This window comes from Mesorhizobium sp. C089B, assembly GCF_030323125.1.
Lineage (GTDB): Bacteria > Pseudomonadota > Alphaproteobacteria > Rhizobiales > Rhizobiaceae > Mesorhizobium.
This window is the reverse complement of the sequence record NZ_CP100469.1, coordinates 5,455,330-5,477,544: the sequence shown is the minus strand read 5'-3', so window position 1 is coordinate 5,477,544 and position 22,215 is coordinate 5,455,330. Positions and strand designations below refer to the sequence as shown.

General features: G+C 61.9%; 18 protein-coding genes and 2 pseudogenes. 7 read left to right on the top strand and 13 right to left on the bottom strand.

Going from position 1 to position 22,215, the window contains the following annotated elements; all coding sequences use genetic code 11:
* Nucleotides 1–4 precede the first annotated feature (4 nt).
* The 5 genes and pseudogenes from NLY44_RS26890 to NLY44_RS26870 all read right to left on the bottom strand — a co-directional run bounded on the left by NLY44_RS26890 (nt 5) and on the right by NLY44_RS26870 (nt 5,998).
* On the bottom strand, nt 5–1,009 hold the full coding sequence (locus NLY44_RS26890; RefSeq protein WP_023806897.1) for an ABC transporter substrate-binding protein: 1,005 nt from the start codon (nt 1,007–1,009) through the stop codon (nt 5–7).
* An 83-nt stretch (nt 1,010–1,092) separates the two neighbouring features.
* On the bottom strand, nt 1,093–2,568 hold the full coding sequence (locus tag NLY44_RS26885; RefSeq protein ID WP_023806898.1) for an aldehyde dehydrogenase: 1,476 nt from the start codon (nt 2,566–2,568) through the stop codon (nt 1,093–1,095).
* Nucleotides 2,568–3,617, bottom strand: coding sequence for an LLM class flavin-dependent oxidoreductase (locus NLY44_RS26880; RefSeq protein ID WP_023806899.1), 1,050 nt, complete (start codon nt 3,615–3,617; stop codon nt 2,568–2,570). Before NLY44_RS26880 ends, NLY44_RS26885 begins: the two co-directional genes overlap by 1 nt.
* Nucleotides 3,618–3,622: 5 nt before the next feature.
* A pseudogene (locus tag NLY44_RS26875) lies at nt 3,623–5,418 on the bottom strand (alpha/beta fold hydrolase).
* Entirely contained in the window at nt 5,411–5,998 is a 588-nt protein-coding gene (locus NLY44_RS26870) for an amino acid synthesis family protein (RefSeq protein ID WP_023806901.1), read from the bottom strand. The pseudogene NLY44_RS26875 and the gene NLY44_RS26870 overlap by 8 nt, the downstream one beginning before the upstream one ends.
* 134 nt (nt 5,999–6,132) lie before the next feature.
* Between NLY44_RS26870 and NLY44_RS26865 the strand changes: the two genes are divergently transcribed.
* From NLY44_RS26865 to NLY44_RS26855, 3 genes are all read left to right on the top strand, one after another.
* The gene (locus NLY44_RS26865) at nt 6,133–6,804 is read left to right on the top strand and encodes a GntR family transcriptional regulator (RefSeq protein ID WP_023806902.1); all 672 of its coding nucleotides are present in this window, start codon (nt 6,133–6,135) and stop codon (nt 6,802–6,804) included.
* 1,223 nt (nt 6,805–8,027) lie between these two features.
* Nucleotides 8,028–9,692 carry an OmpA family protein gene (locus NLY44_RS26860; protein WP_245263896.1) on the top strand — a complete coding sequence of 555 codons (1,665 nt, stop codon included), beginning with the start codon at nt 8,028–8,030 and terminating at the stop codon, nt 9,690–9,692.
* Between the two features lie 1,045 nt (nt 9,693–10,737).
* A complete protein-coding gene (locus tag NLY44_RS26855; RefSeq protein WP_245263897.1) occupies nt 10,738–11,040 on the top strand; it encodes an Hpt domain-containing protein in 303 nt (100 codons plus the stop codon).
* Nucleotides 11,041–11,055: 15 nt separating this feature from the next.
* On the opposite strand, the gene NLY44_RS26850 is transcribed toward NLY44_RS26855, so the two are convergent.
* The 7 genes and pseudogenes from NLY44_RS26850 to NLY44_RS26820 form a co-directional block, all read right to left on the bottom strand.
* Nucleotides 11,056–12,480 carry a glycosyltransferase family 2 protein gene (locus NLY44_RS26850; RefSeq protein WP_286455901.1) on the bottom strand — a complete coding sequence of 475 codons (1,425 nt, stop codon included), beginning with the start codon at nt 12,478–12,480 and terminating at the stop codon, nt 11,056–11,058.
* The gene (locus tag NLY44_RS26845) at nt 12,480–13,517 is read right to left on the bottom strand and encodes a HEAT repeat domain-containing protein (RefSeq protein ID WP_286455899.1); all 1,038 of its coding nucleotides are present in this window, start codon (nt 13,515–13,517) and stop codon (nt 12,480–12,482) included. The genes NLY44_RS26850 and NLY44_RS26845 overlap by 1 nt, the downstream gene beginning before the upstream one ends.
* Nucleotides 13,518–13,519: 2 nt before the next feature.
* Nucleotides 13,520–15,240 (bottom strand): annotated as a pseudogene (locus NLY44_RS26840) (YaiO family outer membrane beta-barrel protein).
* 20 nt (nt 15,241–15,260) lie between these two features.
* The gene (locus tag NLY44_RS26835; RefSeq protein WP_023713663.1) at nt 15,261–15,653 is read right to left on the bottom strand and encodes a response regulator transcription factor; all 393 of its coding nucleotides are present in this window, start codon (nt 15,651–15,653) and stop codon (nt 15,261–15,263) included.
* 255 nt (nt 15,654–15,908) lie between these two features.
* On the bottom strand, nt 15,909–16,286 hold the full coding sequence (locus tag NLY44_RS26830) for a response regulator (protein ID WP_286455898.1): 378 nt from the start codon (nt 16,284–16,286) through the stop codon (nt 15,909–15,911).
* 5 nt (nt 16,287–16,291) lie between these two features.
* Nucleotides 16,292–18,046, bottom strand: a complete 1,755-nt coding sequence (locus NLY44_RS26825; protein WP_286455897.1) for an ATP-binding protein — start codon at nt 18,044–18,046, stop codon at nt 16,292–16,294.
* Nucleotides 18,016–18,726 (bottom strand): LytS/YhcK type 5TM receptor domain-containing protein, encoded by a 711-nt coding sequence (locus NLY44_RS26820; RefSeq protein WP_286455895.1) that lies wholly within the window; start codon nt 18,724–18,726, stop codon nt 18,016–18,018. The genes NLY44_RS26825 and NLY44_RS26820 overlap by 31 nt, the downstream gene beginning before the upstream one ends.
* Before the next feature lie 501 nt (nt 18,727–19,227).
* On the opposite strand from NLY44_RS26820, the gene NLY44_RS26815 reads away from it, so the two are divergent.
* From NLY44_RS26815 to NLY44_RS26805, 3 genes are all read left to right on the top strand, one after another.
* Entirely contained in the window at nt 19,228–19,917 is a 690-nt protein-coding gene (locus tag NLY44_RS26815) for an SOS response-associated peptidase (protein ID WP_023807088.1), read from the top strand.
* A gap of 311 nt (nt 19,918–20,228) precedes the next feature.
* On the top strand, nt 20,229–20,666 hold the full coding sequence (locus NLY44_RS26810; RefSeq protein WP_023807089.1) for a Ros/MucR family transcriptional regulator: 438 nt from the start codon (nt 20,229–20,231) through the stop codon (nt 20,664–20,666).
* 206 nt (nt 20,667–20,872) lie between these two features.
* Entirely contained in the window at nt 20,873–21,136 is a 264-nt protein-coding gene (locus NLY44_RS26805; RefSeq protein WP_023807090.1) for a DUF6894 family protein, read from the top strand.
* A 211-nt stretch (nt 21,137–21,347) separates the two neighbouring features.
* Here the strand turns inward: NLY44_RS26805 and NLY44_RS26800 are convergent, their stop codons facing one another.
* Nucleotides 21,348–21,551 (bottom strand): hypothetical protein, encoded by a 204-nt coding sequence (locus NLY44_RS26800; RefSeq protein WP_155922487.1) that lies wholly within the window; start codon nt 21,549–21,551, stop codon nt 21,348–21,350.
* Between the two features lie 93 nt (nt 21,552–21,644).
* On the opposite strand from NLY44_RS26800, the gene NLY44_RS26795 reads away from it, so the two are divergent.
* A complete protein-coding gene (locus tag NLY44_RS26795) occupies nt 21,645–21,848 on the top strand; it encodes a CsbD family protein (RefSeq protein ID WP_023673385.1) in 204 nt (67 codons plus the stop codon).
* Nucleotides 21,849–22,215: the final 367 nt, after the last annotated feature.

The window sequence follows — 22,215 nt, the reverse complement described above, 5'->3', positions numbered from 1 at the left end:
AGGCTTATTTCGCCTGCCAGGCATACCAGCGCGTGGCGATCTCGTCGCGGTGCTCGGCCCAATAGTTCATGTCGAGATTGATCTGGCCGTCGACATGGGCGTCCGGCAGCGACTTCACGACGTCGGCCGCCATCTCGGCCTTGGCCTTGGTGTTGATGGGCGCATAACCGCTGGCTTCGGCAAACTTCGCCTGGCCGCCGGGGCTGCTTGCCGCCGCGAGGAACTTCATCGCCGCGTCCTTGTTCTTGGCGCCCTTCGGAACCACCAGGACATCGGCCGCCGTCAGGTTCTGGGCCCAGGACACACCGACATCGGCTTCGTCATGCTGAAGTGCGAAGACGCGTCCGTTCCAGAGCTGGCCGAACGCCGCTTCACCCGAAGCGATCAGTTGCTGCGATTCCGCGCCGCCGCTCCACCAGACGATGTCAGACTTGATGGTGTCGAGCTTCCTGAAGGCGCGGTCGAGGTCGAGCGGATAGAGCTTGTCGGCGGGAACACCATCGGCGAGCAGCGCGATCTCGATGACGCCGGGCGCCGACCATTTGTAGAAGGCGCGTTTGCCCGGGAATTTCTTGGTGTCGAACATGTCGGCCCAGCCGGCCGGCTCGCCGGAGACGGCGCCCTTGTTCCAGGCCAGCACGAAGGAATAGTAAAAGCTGCCGACGGCGTGGTCAGTGGTGAAGCGCGGATCGAGATCGGCCTTCGGCACCGCCTTGAAGTCGATCGGTTCCAGCAGGCCGTCCTTGGCCGCCTTGATGGCGAAATCCATCTCAACATCGACGACATCCCAGTTGACGCTGCCGGCGTCGACCATGGCCTTCAGCTTGCCGTAGTCGGTTGGACCGTCCTGCAGGACTTTTATGCCGGATGCGGCCGTGAAGGGGTCGGCCCATGATTTGGTCTGCGCTTCCTGGGTCGTCCCGCCCCAACTGGTGAAGACCATTTCGTCGGCCTTGGCGGTGGTCGTTGCCAGAAGTGCGGCAAGGATGCCGGTAATGATCAGTTTCATGTCGTTCTCCTCTGTTTGTTTTCGTTGTTGGCTGTTTGCGACCGGCGTTTTCGCCTTGATCGCGTTTCCCTGGCTAGCGGCGGCTACCGCATGACAAAAGGATCGGGAATCGGGTCGTCCGAGGTGCGTATCCAGACCGATTTCGAGCGCGTGTAATCGCGGACAGCGTCCATGCCGCCTTCGCGGCCGAGGCCGGACTGGCCGTAGCCGCCGAACGGAACCAGCGGCGAGACGGCCCGGTAGGTGTTGATCCAGACCACGCCGGCACGGATGCCGCGCGCCATGCGGTGCGCTTTCGCGAGATTGGTGGTGAAGACGCCGGACGCCAGGCCGAACTTGGTGTCGTTGGCAAGCGCCAGCGCTTCGGCTTCCGTGTCGAACGCGATCACGCTGAGCACCGGACCGAAAAGTTCTTCGCGCACGCAGGCGAGGCTTTGATCGAGCGCTTCGATGATCGTCGGCGCGTAGTAGAAGCCGTCCGGCTTGCTCTCGGGGCGCGCGCCGCCGGTGACCAGCCGGCCGCCCGTGGCCAGGCTTTCGGTGATGATCTTCTCGATCCAGTCGCGCTGGCGCGCGGTGGCGAGCGGTCCCATTTCGGTTTCGGTATCTTGAGGGTCGCCGATCCGGATCGCCTCGGCCTTGCGCTTGAGCCGGACGAGAAACTCGTCCTTCACCGAGCGCTCGACCAAGAGCCGCGAGCCGGCGACGCAGCTTTGGCCGGTGGCGGCAAAAATGCCGGCGACGACGGCGTTGGCGGCACTGTCGAGATCGGCATCGGCAAACACCACGACCGGGCTTTTACCGCCGAGCTCGAGTGTCGTGTAAGCAAGGTTTTCAGCCGTGTTCCTGACGATCTGGCGGGCGGTCGCGGGACCGCCGGTGAAGGCGACGCGGGCGACCAGCGGATGGCTGGTCAGGCGGTGGCCGCAATCATGGCCGAAGCCGGTCAGGATGCTGACGCTGCCTGCGGGAAATCCGGCTTCGTGGACGAGTTCGGCGAAGGCGAGCAGCGGAGCAGGGCCATCCTCGGACGCCTTGAGGACGACGGTGCAGCCTGCGGCGAGCGCCGGCCCGAGCTTGACGGCGGAAAGGAAGAGCTGCGAATTCCACGGCACGACAGCGGCAACGACGCCGATCGGTTCGGGCCGGATCGTCACCTCCATATCCGCCTTGTCGATGGGAACAAACGAGCCTTCGTGCTTGTCGGCGAGACCGCCATAGTAGCGGTAGTAGTCACCGACATAGGCGATCTGGGCGCGGGTCTCGCGGATGATCTTGCCGGTATCGCGCGTCTCCAATTGCGCCAGCCGATCGACACTGGCGACGACGAGATCGCCGAGCCGCACCAAAAGCTTGCCACGGGCGCTCGCCGTCATCGCTGCCCACGGACCGGATCGCAGTGCCCGGTGGGCGGCTTCGACAGCGCGGTGGACGTCGGCGGCTGATGCAGCTGGCATTTTTGCCCATGTTGCGCCGGTCGACGGGTCGATGCTGTCGAAGGTCGCTGCCCCTTCGACGAAGTTGCCGTCTATGTAGTTCCTGAATTCGCCGGTGCCCATCACGTGCGCGGTCCCCGGAAGGCCGGCATCACTTTGTCGATGAACAGCTGCAGCGATTTCTTCTTGCGCTCGTGCGAAAGGCCGCTGTCGATCCAGATCGAATACTGGTCGTAGCCGAGCGCCTCATAGGCCTTGAGCCTGGCGATCACCTCGTCGGCTTCGCCGATCACTAGATTTTGCCGGATCTTGTCTGGCGCATATTGCGGCATGGCCGCGACCTCGGCCTCGGTCAGCGCCTCCAGCACGCCCTGGCGCACTGGCTTCTTGTTCTGGAACCAGGCGCCGAACTGGCAGTAGAATTGCGACAGGTCCCGTGTCAGGCGATCGGCGTCGGCTGCGTCCTCGGCCACGAATGTGTGCATCAAGAGCATGATTTCCGGCCGTGCTATCTCCGGGTGGGAAGCACAGGCGGTGTTGAAGCGCTCCATGAGGCTAGTCACTTCGCCATCGCCGGAGGCGAGCGGCGTCACCTGCACGTTGCATTTGTTGGCAACCGCGAAATCGTGCGAGTTGGGATCGCGCGCCGCCACCCAGATCGGCGGATAAGGTTCTTGCAGCGGCTTGGGCGACGCGGTGGTCGAGGGAAACGACCAGAACTCGCCAGAGAGCTCGAAATCGCCGTCCCACAGGCCACGGATCGCCGGCACCATCTCGCGCATGCGCTGGCCCGCGCCCCACGCTTCGAGCCCGGGGAAAAGCCGCTGGTACTCATAAGCATAGGCGCCGCGCGCAATGCCGATGTCGAGCCGGCCGCCCGTGATGACGTCGGCCATCGCCGCTTCCCCGGCAAGCTTGATCGGGTGCCAGAACGGCGCGACGATCGTACCGGTGCCGAGCCGGATCGTGCTGGTCTTGGCGCCGAGATAGGCGATGTTGATGAACGGGTTGGGCGAGATGGTGAATTCCATCCCGTGATGCTCGCCGATCCAGGCGGTCTCGAAGCCGGCCTGTTCCGCCAGCAGGACCAGATCCTCCAGCTCGGCAACAAGCTCGGAATGCGGCTTTGCCAGATCCGAGCGCTCCATATGGACGAACAGCGAGAATTTCATCGGCGTCACCTGCGACCAGTAAGAGCTTGGGAAGACGCAGCCCTGGCGAGCGGCCGGACCTCGCCTTCGACCTCGTTGCCGACATAGACGCCGAATGCATCTTCCGTGCGTTCGCTGATATAGCGGGTCAGCATGGAGCGAACCGCCGGATCGGCGATCTTCAGATCGGCGACATGGTCTATATCGACAAGCCTGACCTGGCTGTCGCCGGGGGCGGGGGCGGTGACCGTCCCCGGTAGTAGACGTGCGAGCGCGACGGATCGGCCGCGTCGTCCCATACCGCAAACAGGAAGCCGAGTTGAGCGTCGACGCCCTTGGCCGCAAGGCATCCCTTGAGGCTGCGGGCATCCCTGGGCGAGCCCAGCCCTCGACCCGCCGGCAATTCGTGGAAGCCGTTCGCCGTTTCGAAGAACAGCACGCGGCCTTCATTTTCGAGAATGGCGCCGACTTCGGTGCCGTGAGGTGCAGCCGCGAGGGCTTCCTGGCTGAGGCGGGGCGTGACGTAGGTGCCGCGGAAATAGCCGAGCGGCTGCGCGCCATTGTGGGTGAAATCTCGGACGCGACCGATCAGGATCGAGTGGTCGCCGGCGTCGACCAATTGCTCCATGCCGCAATCGAACACCGCGACTGAACCGTCGATCAGCGGATTTCCGGTTTGCCCGGACTGCCAGGCAACGGAAGTGAACTTGTCCGCGGCCTTGGAGGCGAAGATGCCGGATTCGGTCTTCTGGCTCTCCGAGAGAATGTTGATCGCGAAACCTCTGGATGTCGAAAAGGCGCTGTGTCCGAGCGCCTTTTTGGCGATGCAGACAAGGACGAGCGGCGGATCGAGCGAGACCGAGGTGAAGGAGTTTGCAGTGAAGCCGCGCGGCTCGCCTTCCGCACTAACGGTGGTGACGATGGTGACGCCGGTCAGGAACGAGCCGAGTGCCCGCCTGAATTCGCCGTTGTCGAACGCGGCATCGGTTTGCGCCTTCGTGCCGGAGTCCGCCGCCGTGTCCAGGAAGGCGATGATGTGTTGAGTCACTTTTTCTGGAGAGGCTATTGCCATCATGTGCCTTTCTCCGCTGAGCACGAGGCATTGACCGTGGGGCGCGAGCCTCGCCATCGCCGCAGACATGGCCGGGGTCGAATTGCTGTCCTGCGACCCTGTCATGAACAGGGCCGGTGCGCTGAGCCCGGCCAGGGCATCGGCATGCTCGGCATCGGCGCGGGCAAAAAGGCGATAGGTGCGCGCGTAGCCTTCCGGGTCGACGCCTTCAAGAGCCGCGCGTGCGGTTGCGGCGGCGCTGGCCAAGTTCTCCGGCAGCGGGTCGCCGAACCACCGGGCAAGCGTTGCCGCGACGGCAGAAGCATCGCCATGCGTGCCGAGTGCCGCCGCTCGCTCGCGCACGGCCCGCGCCAGTGCCTCGGGGCGGCGGAAGACCGCGTTGAGGCAGACGATGGAGCGAACGCGCGACGGTGCGCGAAGTGCGATTTCCAAAGCGACCAGCGCACCCATCGAATGGCCGACGATCGATACGGCGGCGAGGCCGAGATGATCGAGCAGGCGAAGCGCCTGATCGGCGAAGTCGGAGAGCTCGGCATTTTCCGGCGGCAGCGGCGAGTTGCCGTGGCCGAGCATGTCGATGGCGATCAGGTCGTAGCGGTCTTGCATCAATGCGATCTGATCGCGCCAGATCGCCGCGTTCATGCCGACGCCGTGGATGAGCAGTACAGGTGTGCCGGAGCCGGCTCGGATGAAGCCGGTGCCATCGGGAGCCGTGTCCCGGATCCATGCGGGGGCGGCGACATCAGCCATGCAGGTCTCCCACCTCCTTGATGTCCTGATAGCGGTCGCCGATGCGGTGGTGTGGGCGCCCGCCAATCGAGGCGCCAAGCGCCACCACCAGTTCGTCCGGCGCAGGCGCATCGCCAATCTGGAAATGCACCGTCAGATAATGGGAGCGGCGGCCCTCGTCATTCTTGTCCATCAGCGGGATCATGATAGGCGTGTTTGGCCCGCCGCGCAGATTGGTGAAGGCGAGATAGGTCTTGGCGCCAACCGCGCGACGGTAATGATTGCCGAAATGCAGCGTATGGATCAGCGCCGATGCGTGCTCGATCTCGCCCGCCGTGCCGCAGATGGCGGCCTTGCCGTAGCCTTCGATCGCTTCGCCCGAACCTGCGGCGGCGATGATCTCGCGCGTCAGCAGCTCACCGAGGACGGGAGCGATAGCGCGGATCTCCGGCGACAGATCCTCGGTGAAACCGCGACCGGCCCAAGGGTTGGTCAGCACCGCGGCGACGCCGATCAGGCGCAGCGGCTGCGGTACTACCTTGCCGCCTTCAATGAGCGTGTTCTCACTGTAGGTGACGATCTTCCGAATGGCTGGTTTCATCAAAATCCTCGGTCGCATGGCGCGTTTCGCGCCACCATCTCGCGTATTATGGTATACCATGCTATGGAGCGCCAAGAACCTTGTCAACTGGCCAAAGAATCTGTTTTGTGGCAGCACGAGGAAGCGGAGAGGAAATGTCAGACGATACGCTGCGGATCGACCGCTCTGCCAAGACGTTGCGAACGCTGGCGCTGGAGCGCATGCGCGAGGCGATCATGGATTTTCATTTCCAGCCCGGCGAAAGGCTGGTCGAACGGCCGCTTTGCGATCAGCTCGGCGTCAGCCGCTCGGTCGTGCGCGAGGTTTTGCGGCAATTGGAGGCGGAGGGGTTGGTGCAGATGATACCTGGCCATGGGCCTGCCGTGGCCAAGCCGGATCTCGGCCGCACCGACGAGATCTACGAGTTAAGGGCGCTGCTGGAGGGCATCGCGGCGCGGGCTTGCGCCATGTCGGCAACAGATGAGCAGATTGCCTTGCTCGACGGTGCTTTGGCCAACCTTTTCGAAGCCTGGGCGTCAGGGGTGCCGGTCGCGGTGATGCGAGCGACCACCAAATTTTACGAGACGCTGTTCGAAACGGCCGATAAGCGCATCGCCTGGGAAATCGTCACCGGCTTGAATGTACGCATCAATCAACTGCGGTCTATGACTATAACTTCAACCAATCGCCGGGAACCGGCGATAGGCGAAATGACCGCGATCATGAATGCGATCAAGTCGCGCGACCCTGACAAAGCTGAGGCGGCCGCCCGACATCATGTCGAACAAGCCTGGTCTATCGCGCAACAGTTGTTGCGCTCGCGGTGAAGATCCCATCACACCGTCATTCCCGGCAAGCGACTGAACCTGCTTGACTGCGCGCAGCCACTTCAACAATACAGTTGGCCGGATCTAAATGTGATCGTCTCGGGAAGCATCCGCCATGCGACCTCGGACACGTTCCGCACATCCGGACGGACTCAAAATCTGGTCGCAACACTATCTACAAGCGCTGCATACCCTTCTTATCCCTTATGCCTATCGAGATATCGTGAACGGCACGGAGCAGCATAGTTCCGAGCCGGATTCCGCGTCTTTAAAAGCAAAAATCCCGCAACAGCTGAGGCAGACCGCATATGTGTCCGATTAGCCCAATCTGTGCGGATGCGGGGCAGCGCCCCCGTGGTGGCTGGGCGCCTGTCGGCCAAGCAGAGCCGCTTTTAAATCAAATGCCTCCAAGCGGCGCAAACGGCCATTCTTGTTCGCTGTGGACATTGAAGCTCACAATCTCGGCATCCTCACTAGGGGCGGCTTGAGGTGGCGCCTTGCGGAAATCCAACAACCGTGATCGGCCGTGGCAACCAAAAGCCGAGTCCTGCATTGTAGTAGATGCTGTTATACCAACTCCCCATGTGCTGTTCTCGATGCGGTGCGCGCGGCCATGATTATGAGCACTGCACGCATCTGAACCATGGCAGCCTCTCCGAGGCGCCTGCGCCTTCCACCCAGGGCGATGAACGGCACAACCAACAGGCTACGGTTAGCAATCCAACCCAGATCGCTGGGCCGGGCCGGATATTTTGACACTGATTGAAGTCGTGCGCCTGCAGCGTCAGTTCGCGGCACCGAAGCCATTTGCCCGCTGGGTCACTCCAGACGGTCAGAAGGGTCCAGAAGGCCCATCCGCTAGCTCCCGGCCAGCGGGCGTTCTCATACCGCAGATTACCCCGGAACAGGCCGCGGCGTCCTCCGGCGGACTGTATCTGCGGCTCGGCTCGCAGCGTCGCCACCCAAAGCAATCTGCCCGTCGGCTGTTAGCAAGCGCGGCATTCCAGATCGAACCGGAACGAATGTAGCAGTTGCCCAGTTCAGTAACGACGGGACACGTCAAGGAGAATTCAAATGACACGCCGACCAAAAATTTTGGCCAGCACTGCACTCGGTTTGCTGATCGCGTCCGCGCCGTTCGGGCCCTTCGCGCCCCTTAGCAGCGCCGCCTCCGGTCCCGCACGGTTCGTGGCATCGCCACCGCCGATCTTTATCAAGTTAAAATGCAAGGAGGGCGAATCCGCCGAAGCCTGCGCGCTGAGGCAGCAGGCTCCGACCGAAAACGCTGCTCCACTTCCAGCGACCGAACCACAGCCTGCTCAGAAACCGCAGGGGCAGCCAAAAGAGGCAGCACCTGCGTCCGAGGCAGCTCCCGTTCAAGAATCCACCCACCGGCTGAACCATCCGCGAAGGAACAGCCTGCTCAACCGGCCGCGCCGACGCCGGCGCCCGAGGCCGCGCCAGCGCAGCCGGCCCCCGACAAATCGGCTCCAGTTAAGCAAGTCCAGCCACCTGCAGATGAGGCACCTTTACCCACCACGGCTCCCCAGGCGCCTGCTAAGACCGATCAGCCTGCGCCTGTCCAGGGCGAACAGCCGGCGGAAAAGAAACCTGCCGCCGAGCAGCCTGCCGCCGAGGCGCCTGCACCACCGCAGCCCGGGACTGGCGAACAACCTTCGACCGATCAGCAGCCTGCAACCGCCCCAGCTAATGGTGAGCCGGCGGCGCCCGCCCAAAGCGAAAAGCCAGTACAGGGCGAGGCGCCAGCAGATCCGAACGCGGCACCAGTCCTCGATAGCGAAAAGGATGCCAAACGTCCTGGCAAGGACGGCAACCCGCCCGCTCAGCAGAGCGATGGCGGTCAGGCCCGCGCGCCTGCGTCTGCCCCCGTAGCCTCCGGACCGCCTCCTGCGGACGACAAGGCAGCGCAGCAGGAAATCAAGCCTGAGAAGATTGTTCCGGTGACGGATGAAAAGGGTACCCGCCGCGACAAGGCCCCGGATAGCCAGGCGCCGCAGCGTCCAAAGGGCGCCGATGTTCTCACCGAAATTGGCGGCCGGATCATCATCCAGTTCAACGACCAGACGATCGTCCAGAGCAACGAAGCTCCGCGAATGAACCGTGGTGCCAAGGATGTATACTACGAGGATCTGCCGGGCGACCGCACGCGCGAGACAATCGTTCGGGACAACGGCATCCAAATCGTCACCATCCGCAACCGCTATGGCGATGTCATCCAGCGATCGCGCATCACGCCCGACGGCCGCGAGTATGTGCTGAGCTATGTCGACGAGAGGTATTACCAGGACGTACAGGATTGGCGCGATCCTGGTGATGACTTGCCACCGATGCGGCTGAACATCCCGCGCAAACAATATATCCTGGAGTCCGATTTGGTCGAGAATGCCGACGACTACTATACTTTCCTGGAGCAACCGCCGGTGGAAAAGGTCCAGCGGCTCTACTCGGTCGACGAGGTCAAGCGCTCGGCGCGTGTGCGCGATATCGCCCGGCGGGTTGATCTCGACACGTTGAATTTCGAGTCCGGTTCGGCGGCGATCTCGGACAGCGAAGTCCAAAAGCTGCAAGGCGTTGCGGACGCAATGGAGCGGCTGCTGAAGAAGAACCCGGCCGAAACATTCTTGATCGAAGGCCATACCGACGCCGTCGGTAGCGACAATGCAAACCTGGCCTTGTCCGACCAGCGAGCAGAGGCCGTTGCCGAGGCCCTCACCACCTCCTTCGGCATCGCGCCAGAGAACCTGACGACCCAAGGCTATGGCGAGCGCTATCTTAAGGTAAACACGACAGGGTCCGAACGGCAGAACCGCCGCGTCGCAATTCGCCGCATCACACCGCTGGTGGCGCCGGTCGCCAGCGCCAACTGACAACAGGTCTCGCGACGCGGAAAAGAGTGACGAGCCGCGAGACCCTTGCCAGCCAAGCTGATCAATGCTCCGGCCTCCTCTGCTGGCCGAAGATGCTCGTCTTTCGACCCCAACGCGGCCTGTCAGCCTTCCGTGCGGTTTTACCATTCCACTTGCGGCTAAGTTACATTCCCGCATGTTCAGGCAAGGCTGGGGAAAGCACCATCGTTTGTCATCGAGGCCACTCGGTTGCGCTCGATGATGCGGGGCAAATCGCGCCTTCTGCTGATGGTCCAAGACCAGCCAAGGAAATCTGCCTGGCCCATGAATTTTCGCGGCCATGCTTGCGCGCGGCGCGACGAAGCCGTCTGTCCGTTTTCACCCCAAGAGCCTCCCGACCGGCGGTCACGCCATCGCCGACTTCTGCCAAATCCGAAATCCTAGTTTAGTCTAGGCCTTTGCTGCAGGATTGGCTCACACGCTAAGCCGCCTCGTAAAGGAGCGGCGGCCGATCAGGTGTTGCCACCAATCGCCCACAGGCACCACGCGGCGGCATCTGCAGCGACACCAACTGCATTCCTTCGCCAATGTTCCAGCGGGATGAAAAAACTGTGCGGCCGGCCGACCCGACGGACCCGGCTGGCGCACGCAGGATCCTGAACTGCTGGACGATGATGACGCAGGCTTGGAAAGGCGGCTAGGTTGGACCTTGCTTTTCAGGCTTGACCATGATGTTTCACTACCCGCTCGGTCATCGCGGGAAAGCCAGGAGCAGAGCCGCTGGCGGCAACGATGAGTTGCGGACGAGGTCGGGCCGTGGAGGATGACGCCCTTGGGCCGCCAGGTCACTGAAGGACCAACCGAAGCGGCGCTTCGGGCGTAAAAGCGACGTCCTTGTAGGTCTGCAATGTCTGCTTATGGAGGAACGGCGGCAAGGCCTCTTTGACCGGCATTGGGCGCGAAGCTGCCGTTTGTTGGTCACGGCCCAGTCTAGTCCGCTCTGACGTGCCAAGCAGTTCGTTTCACTCCACCGAATTTTCTGCTTGAATACCTCTGAAACTTGGCCGTGGAGCGCCATCCCATTTTGGAAGATCCCTTCGCCCCCCTTCGTCAACGTTTCCTGGCCCGGTGCGCCGCTCAACTAGCGGAGTTGAAGGCGGCGCGTCACACAGCCCCTTTGAAGCGCTCCAACGAGTCGCTGATTGCGACAGCGCACTCGCTCGCCGGAGCCGCGGGCACCTTCGGGTTTGCGGAAATCAGCGTGCGGGCATCGGCGCTGGAAACATTGCTGATCGAGCCGGCGGATGACACGGCCACGCATGCCGCACTCGACGCGCTTATCACGGAAATCGAGCGGACGCTGAGGTGACTCACCTGGCTGGACTCACTTCTTGGGGCCAGTCAGGCCGGTCCTGGTCATCTCGCCCCAGCTTTGGTCGGCGCGCAGATATTGCCACCATCCCTTCACGCGCCAGAGATTGTTGAGCTGGCGGTAACCGAAATTCTCGATCACAGCCACGGCCGTGAGCAAGGCGAGATCCCGCGCGCGTGGAAAACGTTGAAGCTCGGCCTCTTCGAGGACCAGCGAACAGACGCTCACGCAAACCCCGTAGGTGAAAACCAGCGACGTGAATGCCAGGAGATATTCGGTCGAAAGGATGCCGAGCAGCCAGAAGGTCGGGATCAGCACATAGCCCAGCACCTCCGATATCGGCCCCAGCACATCGACAATCAGTATGTGGCCAAACCCAAGGAAGCCAACGCGCCCATAGCGGGGGTTGAAGAGCATGGAGCGGTAACGGAAGAAGCATTCGAGCGCACCGCGCTGCCAGCGCGTACGCTGCCTTGCCAGAACGCGAAGTGACTCCGGCGCTTCGGTCCAGCACACCGGCTCAGGAATGAACTGGATTCTGTATCTTCGCTTGGTGTCCATCATGTGGCGATGCAGCTTGATCACGAGGTCCAAATCTTCACCCATCGACCCACTGGTGAAACCGCCAACCGCCACAACTTCCGTGCGGCGAAACAGACCAAAGGCGCCGGACACCAGCATCAGCGAGTTGATGCGGCTCCACGCAAGCCGCGCCATGAGAAAGGCCCGCAAATATTCGACCACCTGCAGCAGCGGCAATAGCCGGCGCGGCAGCCGGACCTCGCGCACCCTGCCACCTTCGATCCTGGAGCCGTTGGCAATCCGAATCGTGCCGCCCACGGCGATGGTGCGCTCTGGATCGTCGATGAAGGGCTGCGCGGCACGCATCAACGCATCGGGCTCGAGGATGGAATCGCCGTCGATCACGCAAAACAGCGGCGCGCGGCAGACATTGATACCGGCATTCTGGGCATCGGCCTTGCCGCCATTTTCCTTGTCGACCACGAACAGCCGTTCGGTAATCAACGAGGAATAGAGCCCGCGAATCGGCTTGTGCGCCAGGGCGTCCTCATAAGGCCGGTGGAATTTCACCAGCTTGAAGCCTTCGATAAGGCGCTGCAGAGTCTGATCCTTCGAGCCGTCATTGATGACGATCACCTCGAAATTCGGATATTCGAGCGCCAGCATCGAGTGCACGCTCTCGACTACGTTAACTTCCTCATTGTAGGCAGGCACCAGCAGCGCGATCGGCGGCGCGACGTCGCCGTAACGGTGCCACAGCAGCGCCGATCGCGCGACCGGCGGGCGCTTGGACAGCGCGTAGGCGGCAATAATGAGTTGCAGGAGGTATACCGCCGTCTGCGCCAGCCCTGCCCCAATGATGAACCAGGACAGGATGGAGGCACCCAGGACGATCTCTTGGCTCCAGTCGAACATCACACGGCCGGCCCCTCGGCAAGGATCAGTGAGGCCGTGCGCTGGCGGCGCGAGACCTCGCTGGCGGCGATCTCGCGCAGCACCTGTTCTCCCTGCTGGCCGAGCGAGCGCAATGCGTTAGCGGCGGCATAGCGCACGGTCCATGTCTCGTCGTCCATCAGCTGAGCGAGCGGCGCGGCGAGTTCAAACAGGCCGAGGCGGCCCGCTGCATCGGCAGCGTCGGCACGCACATCCCAGCCGCCATCTTCCATCGCCTTGGCCAGGATGGCCGGCGCATTGGCATGTCCCGTCAGGCCGAGTGCCCGCAATGCGGCTGCGGCGACCTCCGGTGACGGATCGCCAGCCGCGCGAGCAAAGAACTCACCAAACCGGAGGCCTCCGTTGCGAGCAAGCGCATCGATTGCCGCCGCCCTGATAAAAGGCACTGCGTCCTCACGGCTGCCGTAATCCTCAAGCTCGTCGAACCGCTTTGACGGAAAGCGCCTGAAAAGCTCGATCACGCGCCGCGAGCGCTGCCCCGCCACGCCGATCTTGCGTAGCGTTATGACCAGCGGCGGCAGGGCGCCGATATCGCACAGCGCAATGGCGACGGCGATCCTGACCTCGCGCGACCGGTCGCGATCCAGCGCCGAAAGCAGGTCTGCCACCGCGTCCTCCGAACGCAGCGCCCCCAGCATCTCGGCCGCGTGGATGCGTTCGGCGCCGTTGCCCTTTTCAAGCTGGGTGCCGACAAGGGTCGGCAGGCCACATTCGTTGAAGGCTGAAAGCAGCTCGTCGTGCTCCTCGCCGCGCAGCAGCGAGATAAACTCGAAGCCGGCATCGATCGCCACCCTTGCCGGCACCGCAAGCAACGCCGTCTTCAATGCCTCGCGATCGCGATTTTCGGTGAAGGCGATCAGCGCCGTTAGAAGAAGGCGCCGCTGATCGGCGCCCGCCGTCCCCCGGCGCTCGTGCAGCACCCGGCGCCCAATCAGCAGAAGCATGATCACCAGGGAAAGGGCACTGAGCAGGATGGACAGGTACCAGACGTACAACATGATCAGAACCGCGCAGTCAGGCCGAGCCCGAATGTGGTTAGATCGAATGTCGGGCGCTGCTCATGGGCGAGGCTACTGCGCAGCGTCAGCGGGTCGGAAACGTCCCAGGAGATGCCCCCAAAGACGGTACGCGTAGGCACCAGCGTGCCGTCGGAGATCTCGGGGGCATCCCCAAACCACCAAAAACATTGACGCTAGGGGTAACTGCAAGATCGACTCGCAGGGCATAACCATCGGCGCGCGTGCCAATGTTGTCGGCTGCGTGGACCCAACGTGCCGAAAGCCCGAGCTGGCCGCCCAGGACATAGGCCTGCACCCAGGGCGAGAAGGTGGTGATCTCGGTGTTGGCAAAATTGTCATAACGGGTATCGACGTTAAGCGAGAACGGGCCAAACGCTTTGGCGGGCGCGAGGATCTGCCATGAAGCGCCGGCTCCGATCGAGTAGCGCGCAAGGAAATCGGCATCTGGCGTCGCAGCCACCAGCGCATGCGCTGAAACAGTGGGCGAGAAAGCCTGGTCGATGCGGCCCTCGATCTGGAAGTCGGTGTGGCCGAAGCGGGTCGCCACCCGGGTGCGGCCCGAAATGGTCGTTTGCGCGCTGAGCCGATATGCTAGGCCAGCCGAACTGTCGGTCCAGCCACCAAGCCCCTCGGTGAGATCGCTCACTTCGCTGCCTAGATCGAACCGCCATTTGCGTGGCGGCGGCGCGGCGAGCCTCTGCTCGACATCGCGCGAGCCGGGTTCGAGGGCGAGCGCCTGGCGGTAGGCGTGTCGCGCGCCAGCATCGTCGCCACGCGCTCGGCGCAGATCGCCGATCCCCACAAGCGCCTCAGCGTTGCGCGGATCGACCGCCAATACCCGCAGAAACGATTGCTCGGCCCGCGTGTAATCCTGCTCCAGCATGGAAATCCGCGCATCGAGAGCGATCAGTTCGGTGTTGTCACTTTCAGCGCCAAGCACATCATCGATCATTGTGCGGGCGCGCGGCACGTCGCCCTGCCAGATCGCCAGACGGACCTTGCCTAATCGGGCGTCGAGAAGTCCGGGCCTGATGGCCAGCGCCCGGTCGAAGAAATTCCCGGCTTCGTCAAATTTCTGTTGGGATCCAGCCACGAGACCCATGGCGACCAGGATGTCGGTGCTTTTCGGCGCCAGCCGCAGCGCTCGGCGATAGGCGTTCTGCGCCTCGGGCAATTGTCCCGCCGCCCGCAATCTCTGGCCCTTCTCCATCAGGCCGGCGACGGGATCCGGCCGCGGCGGACGCAGCCTCTTCCTCGCGGTCGCAGGCTTCGCTTTGCTGCTGCCGGCTTGCTGGGCCTTGTGGATGCTGGCGACAAGCGTACTCGCATCGGCATTGTCGGGCTGGGCACGCGAGACCTTTTCGGCCAGCGTCAGGGCAGCGTCCAGATTGCCCGACCGGAACTCGACCTGAGCCATGCCGAAGCTGGCATCCAGATATTCCGGCGCAAGCGCAAGCGCCTTGGAAAACGCTTCACGCGCCGCCGGCAGATTGTTGCGGCCAAGTTCGGTGAAGCCAAGTTGCACCAGGGCGTCGGCATTGTCCGGCTTGAGCGCCAGCGCACGCCTAAGCAGCTGCGCCGCCTCGTCGAAATGCTGGGCCTGCCTGGCCTTCACGCCGGAGGCGTACAGTTCCTCGACCGTCTGGGCCAGCGACGCGGCGGGCACTGCCGCAACCGCCAGGAAGACGCATGCTGCAACCATGGCGCACCGGCCGCGCCTCATCAGCGCTTCCCGCTCTTCCGCGCCAATAGACGCGCAAGCCGGGCCAGGAGTTCCTCGGGAATGAAGGGTTTCACAAGGTAGTCGTCGGCCCCCTTCTCAAGGGCCGAGACGATGTCTTTTTCGCCCTTGCGGGCGGTCAGCATAACCACCGGGATTTCCGACAAAGCCGGGTCGCTCTTTATGCGGGCAAGAACCTCCAGTCCGTCGGCCTTGGGCATCATCGCGTCGAGCACGATGATATCGGGCGCCTCATGCTCCGCTTTCAAGAGCGCTTCCGCCCCGTCTACTGCTTTAATGACCTCGTATCCCTTTGCCCTGAGCCTGAATTCCATCAGTTCGATCAAGAGAGGATCGTCATCGCAAATCAGAACTCTTGCCTTCGCTCCGTTCAACCGCCTTGCTCCGGTTCCGTCGCCCCCCGGAGTGATCAATCCATGAACCACATCCGCCAACGTGGCTCATGCAGAGAAACAGTTCTCAACTCTCATCGACGTCCGCCGATGCCAGGCGATTATAGACCACCTGATTCGCTACGCCTGCACCTCGGCACAATCAGTAGATGAATAAGGAGACATGGTATAGGAGCCGTGAACGGCGTCGCTCAGTCTGCTGCCACGCTGCGCTCGGTGCCCGAGCCAAAGGTCGGCTCAGGCGCGCGGTCGAAGCAATCTTTTGACTTCACCGGCAAGCGCCAGCGGGTCGAACGGCTTGGCGATAACCCCTACCGCCCCCATCGCCAGATAGCGTTCGACCTCATGCGTCTGGGTGCGCGCGGTGATGAACACCACGGGTATCGAAGCCGTCGCCCCAGACTCGGCCAGGCGCCGCAGCGTCTCTGGTCCGTCCATGTCCGGCATCATTACGTCGAGCAGAATAAGGTCGGGTCGCCATTCGGCGGCATCGGCGAGCGCCTGCACGCCGGACGGGCAGGACAGCACCTCGAACTCCGGCTCGAGTTCCAGCGACATCTGGGCGATTTCGCGGATATCGTCCTCGTCGTCCACATAGAGAATCCTTGTGGGCATGAGCGTCACTCCTTGGCGTGCGCGACAGGTAGGGTGCGGGACGAAACCAACATGCTCCTGACCAGCTTTGCCACATCGATTTCCGACGCCCTGGTCTTGGTCATGATGGCCTGCACGCGATCGCCCAGTTTCTGGTCTAGCTCCGCCGCCGAAAACACGATGACTCCAGTCTCGAGAGGCAGATCGGCCAGCAGGTCCAACCCCGACCCGTCGGGGAGTGCAATATCCAGGATCACCAGATCGAAGCCATGCTGCGCGATCGCCTCCCGGGCGTCCTTGAGCGTCTTCGCAGAAGTGATCGAGACACCCGAACCCAACCCCTCCGACATCACTGCAAGCACGCCCTCGTCGTCCTCGACATGCAGAATCTTGGGCCTCTGCTCGGTCCTGCCTGCAAGGATCTTGGCAAGGGCGGCATGAAGCCGCTTCGAATCCACCGGCTTTTCCAGCCAGTCAACAATACCAACGGCGCTGCCGTTCAGCGATCCCCTGGCCTCATCGGCAACGGCGGAGATGACGATGACCGCAATGTCGGAGTTGACGGGCGATGCCCTAATGTCGTGGAAGAGCTTGATGCCGGATTCCCCCGCCAGCTTGATGTCGAGGGTCAAGGCCACGTATTCACGGGACCTCAGAAGCGCCGTTGCCGTGGCGATATCGGGTGCGATGTCGCTGGAAAAGCCCTCCGCATCCAAGAGTGCCGCAATCACGGCGGCGACGTCGGATTCGTCTTCACAGATCAGAACCCGTAGGCGGCCATCGGGCTTCCGCGTCAGGTGCGGTGGCGGATACGGCCTTGGGTGGTGCCTGCGTCCTTCTGCAAGGTCGACGTGGAACGAGGTTCCCTTGCCTTCCTCGGTTTCGAAGGAAACGGCTCCGCCTAGTTTTTCGGTAATGGCCTTGACGATGCTCAACCCCAGGCCGGTGCCGCCTATCTTACGGGTGCTGGAAGCGTCCGCCTGCTCGAATTTTCCGAATATACGGCCGCGGAAAGCCTCCGGAATGCCAGTGCCCTGGTCTATGACGGAAATACGCAGCATGTCGCCGTCACGACGCTGGAATTTCACCGTGACGGTGCCATCAGCATGCGAGAACTTGATCGCGTTCGACAGAAGGTTCGCCATCACCTGATGCAGGCGATCCGGATCGATGTTGGCCTCAGCGCGCGGGGCATCGTCGATGAGAACGATCTTGGTCCGGCTGTCAGCCATGTAGTTGGAGCTGGCGGCAATGGCCTGCTCTAGCACCTGACGGACAGGCATCTGCTTGATCTTAAAGGTGATCACGCCCGATTCGATCTTCTCGATATCCAGAATGTCGTTGATGAGGAGAACCAGCCTTTCGCTATTGGTGTGGGCGATGTTGACGAGATTGGCGGCCTTCGGCGGCAGTTCGCCGGCAACACCGGCCGCGATCAGGCCAAGCGAGCCGCGGATGGAGGTCAACGGGGTGCGCAATTCGTGGCTGACCGTGGAAATGAAATCGTTCTTGAGCTGGGCGGTGCGCTTCTGCTCGGTGATGTCGCGATTGTAGGTGATGACGCCAACGATGTTGCCCGACTCGTCGCGGAAGGGGGCCTTGAGCGTGTAAAGCCAACCTTCCCGGCCGTCCGGGAAAAGCGCTGGCTGGTCGATCCGCAACGTCTGCCCGGCCTCCAGCGCGCCCATCTCATCCTGCCGGAAGCGCTCGGCTACATCCTTGGGGTAGAAATCGAAATCCGTCTTGCCGATCAGATCGTCGACCGAAGCGGCGCGAACCATTTCGGCGGTGGCGGGTTGGCGGCGATGAAGCGGCCGTCGACATCCTTTATATTCAGGCAATCCGGCAGTTCGCGAACCATGGCCCGGTAGGTCATGTTGGACATCAAGAGCTCCCGCCGGCGCTGCTGTCGGTCGAGCAGGACGCCGATGATGATTGTGCTTAGGAAGCGGAACACGAGGGCCGGGAACGTGCTCTGCTGCACAAGACCGGTAAGGGCTTGCGCTGGGATGACCAAGAGCGTGATAAGCCCGGCGAGAGCGACCGTTACGCTAAGACCGAATATGTCGTACATGGTGCGCGATCGGGCCGCGACGATGTGGTGCCACGCGATGCCGACACTTGCGGTAATGAGGATACCCATGACACCAGCACCTGCACCCTGCCCGCCCAGATGGGCGCGATAGGCAATGGAGCCGGCCGTGGCGATGAGCATTGCCGGCCATCCGCCGAAGAACGCGGCCGCAGCAATGAAGGCGGCGCGCAGATCGACGACGAAGCCGGAGACGGACAGGGCCGTCGCCATGGAGATGACCGCGCCAACGCACATGACCAAGCCGAGAAGCAGCGACTGCATCCGCCGCGAGAAACGCCCGGTGAAATCCGCCACAAGGTCCCAGGCGACCACGAGAATGGAGACCAGGGCAAGGTTGGCGAGGAGTGAATGCCAGATGTCGGTCATCACTTCGGCTCCTTTTCCCGACAAATACCGGCAAAACCTATCCGAGATCTAAAGAAAATACAGACGGTCGGTGGCACGGTGGTAGCGCCTTGATTGCTCGCGCTTCTCAACCAGTCAGTCAGAAGCCGTTAAGGGCGATGACCTGCGCAGACGCCCCTACTGCATTGTTCTGCTCTAACTGCTCCCGGACAGAGGCGAAGTTCCATTATGGCCGACATGACGCGCGCATAGCGGACGTTCGCGTAAGGCCGAACATAGGTATCAGCTTATCGCCATTGTACACCGAGGTTTAGGCTTGGCCCCATCATGTCACAACGGGCGGTGTCGTGCCCAAATGTTACGCTGGACCGCGCCGGATAAGTTACGTCGCCTGGGGGCGCGAAGCGGAATCGCGAAAAGGGCAAAATCCGCGGCGTCTGGCGCCGCAGCGTCGAGTATAGGAGAATTCTCGACCTTGGCCCGCTCAGCGTGCCTGAACTCCTGCGCAACTGAGGCAGAGCCATGTGCGGACGCTACACCAAATATCTGTCGTGGTCGGAAATTCACCGGCTCTACAGACTGACGGCGCCTGCGGAGACAGGCCGCAACGACGAGCCGCGCTACAACATTGCGCCGACACAGGATGTGCCGTTCGTCACTGCCGGTGAGGATGGCAATCATAAGCTCCGCGAAGGGCGCTGGTGGCTGGTTCCTTTCTGGGCGAAGGAGATGCCCAAGGCGGCGATGTTCAATGCGAGGATTGAGGGCATCGATACGGCGCCCGCCTTCCGCGATGCCTTCAGGTCAAAGCGATGTCTGATCCCTGCCGATGGCTTCTATGAGTGGACGATATCGCCAGCCGACGGCAAGAAGGATCCTTGGCAAATCTACCAGCCAGGCCACGCGCCTTTCTCGTTCGCCGGCCTTTGGGCTTACAATTCCAATCTCGACATAACCAGTTGCACCATCATCACGGAGCCTGCCGCAGACCCGATGAAGCAATTGCATGATCGACAGCCTCTCATTCTCGACCAGGCATACTATGACGCCTGGCTGGACCCGGCGACGCCCAAGGACAGCCTCAAGGACATAAGCCACGACATCGATGGTCAGCTGCAGTTCAATCGCGTTGGGCGTGAGGTGAACACGAGCGCCGTCAACAAGTTGCCCAACGACCATCCCGGCCTGGTCGGGCCGATCAACCCGTTATGAGCGACGAACCGAGCCGACTTGCCGAAGGGATGACGGCGATTGCGCGCGATCGACGACGCGTTGACAATCATGCGTGCGAGCATCTCGGCTGCGGCAAGGATGGAGGCTTCGGCTTTGCCCGACCGAGGCAGCTATCGCACTGGTTCTGCCTGAAGCACCGCGACGAGGGCGAGCGATACCTATAAGCGCATCAATATCGCTATTTCATACGGTTCCAAGCGTGGAATGTGGCAACTTCACCGCAGGCACATGTGAGCTTGCGCACGTACAGTTGGTTCATTAGAGAGGTCTCAAAGACAAGGGGCCATCATATGACTGACGAAGACAACCATGCTGTCAAACTGGCGGAACTTACAGCGGACGTCGTTTCCGCATACGTAGCCAAGAACCCACTACCGGTTGCCAACTTGCCCGACCTGATTGCATCTGTGCATGCTTCACTGTCAGCTTTGAGCAGCCAGATCGCACCGGCTGCGAAAGAGCTTGTGCCTGCAGCAAATCCAAAAAAGTCTGTATTCCCGGATTACATCATCAGCCTGGAAGACGGCCGGAAATTCCAGTCTATGAAACGCCACCTTGGCCTACTTGGCATGACACCCGACGAATACCGTGAGAAGTGGGGCTTGTCTCGCGATTACCCCATGGTCGCGCCGAACTACGCCGCGAAGCGATCGGCCCTTGCGAAGGCGTCTGGTCTAGGTCGGAAGGCTGAGGTTAAGGCGCCGGTGAAACGGGCGAAGAAGGCGTAGTCCGAACCCCACCTGACGCAACGTCAAGAATCAGCTATCGATTGAGTTGCGGCGGACCTGATTTTTCCGCCCGGCCGGCGCTGATCAGGCAATGCTCCCATTGCGGCGCCGGCCGCTTCATAATGCACTTGTGCGCCGTGGCCGTCACCTGGCCGCTGTGATTCGGGATCGAGGAAACCTTTTCAAAGCTTCGCTGTTAGGGCACCATGGCCCGCTTCTTCTTCGATCTAACCGACAACGGAACCCCTTACCCGGACACCGAAGGCACCGAGCTTGCAAGTCTGGACGCGGCTGAAGATGAGGCGGCAAGGGCACTGTTTGAAATCGTGAAAGACCAGGTGCCGGGCGGCACATTCCGCCAAGTCGCCTTCCAAGTTCATGACGGCACCAGCATTTCGCTGTTTGAGGTGAAAGTCACGTGTGAGGTGACGCGGGCTGCACATTCCGATGACAGACCGTTGGAAGCCTGACGATTCATACCTCGATAGCGCTCGCCGGAACCAACGCCGGGCGGTCGGCGAACTCAACTCCCTACGTACGACCATCGACGAGACACGCCGCGTCCTGGCTGCGTCAAGGAAGCTCTTGGAACAGATGGCCGAACGCGAAGACCCCCAGCCGCCAGGTTAAGGCGCCTTCTATTGGAATCCGCTCATCTTGACGCGAGAGCTGGCAGGTCGGTCAACCGGCTACCCGCAGAAGCAGTGCGACACCGATCGCATAAGGGATCAGCAATGCCGCCAACGCGACCCAGATGCCCGGATCGGCGAGCACCTGCATTTCCTTGCGAAGCTGTTCCATTGCACCCAACGGCGACAGGCCCGCTGTGTTCCCAAAACGGAAAAGGCCGGCGCACACAAGCGGTCGATGGGCATCAGGTTCCATTGCTAAATCACCAGCAGGCGCGCTTACCTGCAGCGGAACCTGACGGCCACTACGACCGTTATTCGAGGGGACAACGAAAGGAGATCCGCCATCATGGACTGGAACCGCGTCGAAGGAAATTGGAAGCAATTCAAGGGTAAGGTCAAAGAGCAATGGGGCAAGCTCACCGATGATGATCTCGACCGCATAGCCGGCAACCGCGATCAGCTCGAAGGTACGATCCAGGAACGCTACGGCATTGAGAAGGATCGCGTGCGGCGAGACGTCGACGACTGGTATGGTCGGCAAGACTCGTAGGATACCACAGTTGAACCTTTTCAAATAAAGGGCGCCGTCATGAACCGCGCCCTTTTCGCGTTTTTGGCATCCGTGCACCGTTCGGCTCGGCCTTGAACAAGCGATTTTTGGGAACGTGTCGGCTTCCAGCCGCGTTGATCTCCACAATGGAGATCGTAGCAATGTCCATCCACAAAGAAGACTATCGAACGAACAGAGCTGACTACTTGATAGCGAAAAGGCCAGATCTGGTTGAGAAGACCAAGCCGCAAAAGAAGACGTTGCGGCGTGCAGATCAGCGTTCCGCAAAGTTATTGGAAAACCCCTCCGCATTACCCGAGAGGCCGGCCTCACGCCGTTAGAGAAATCGCAGGAGGTCTAGAGGAAC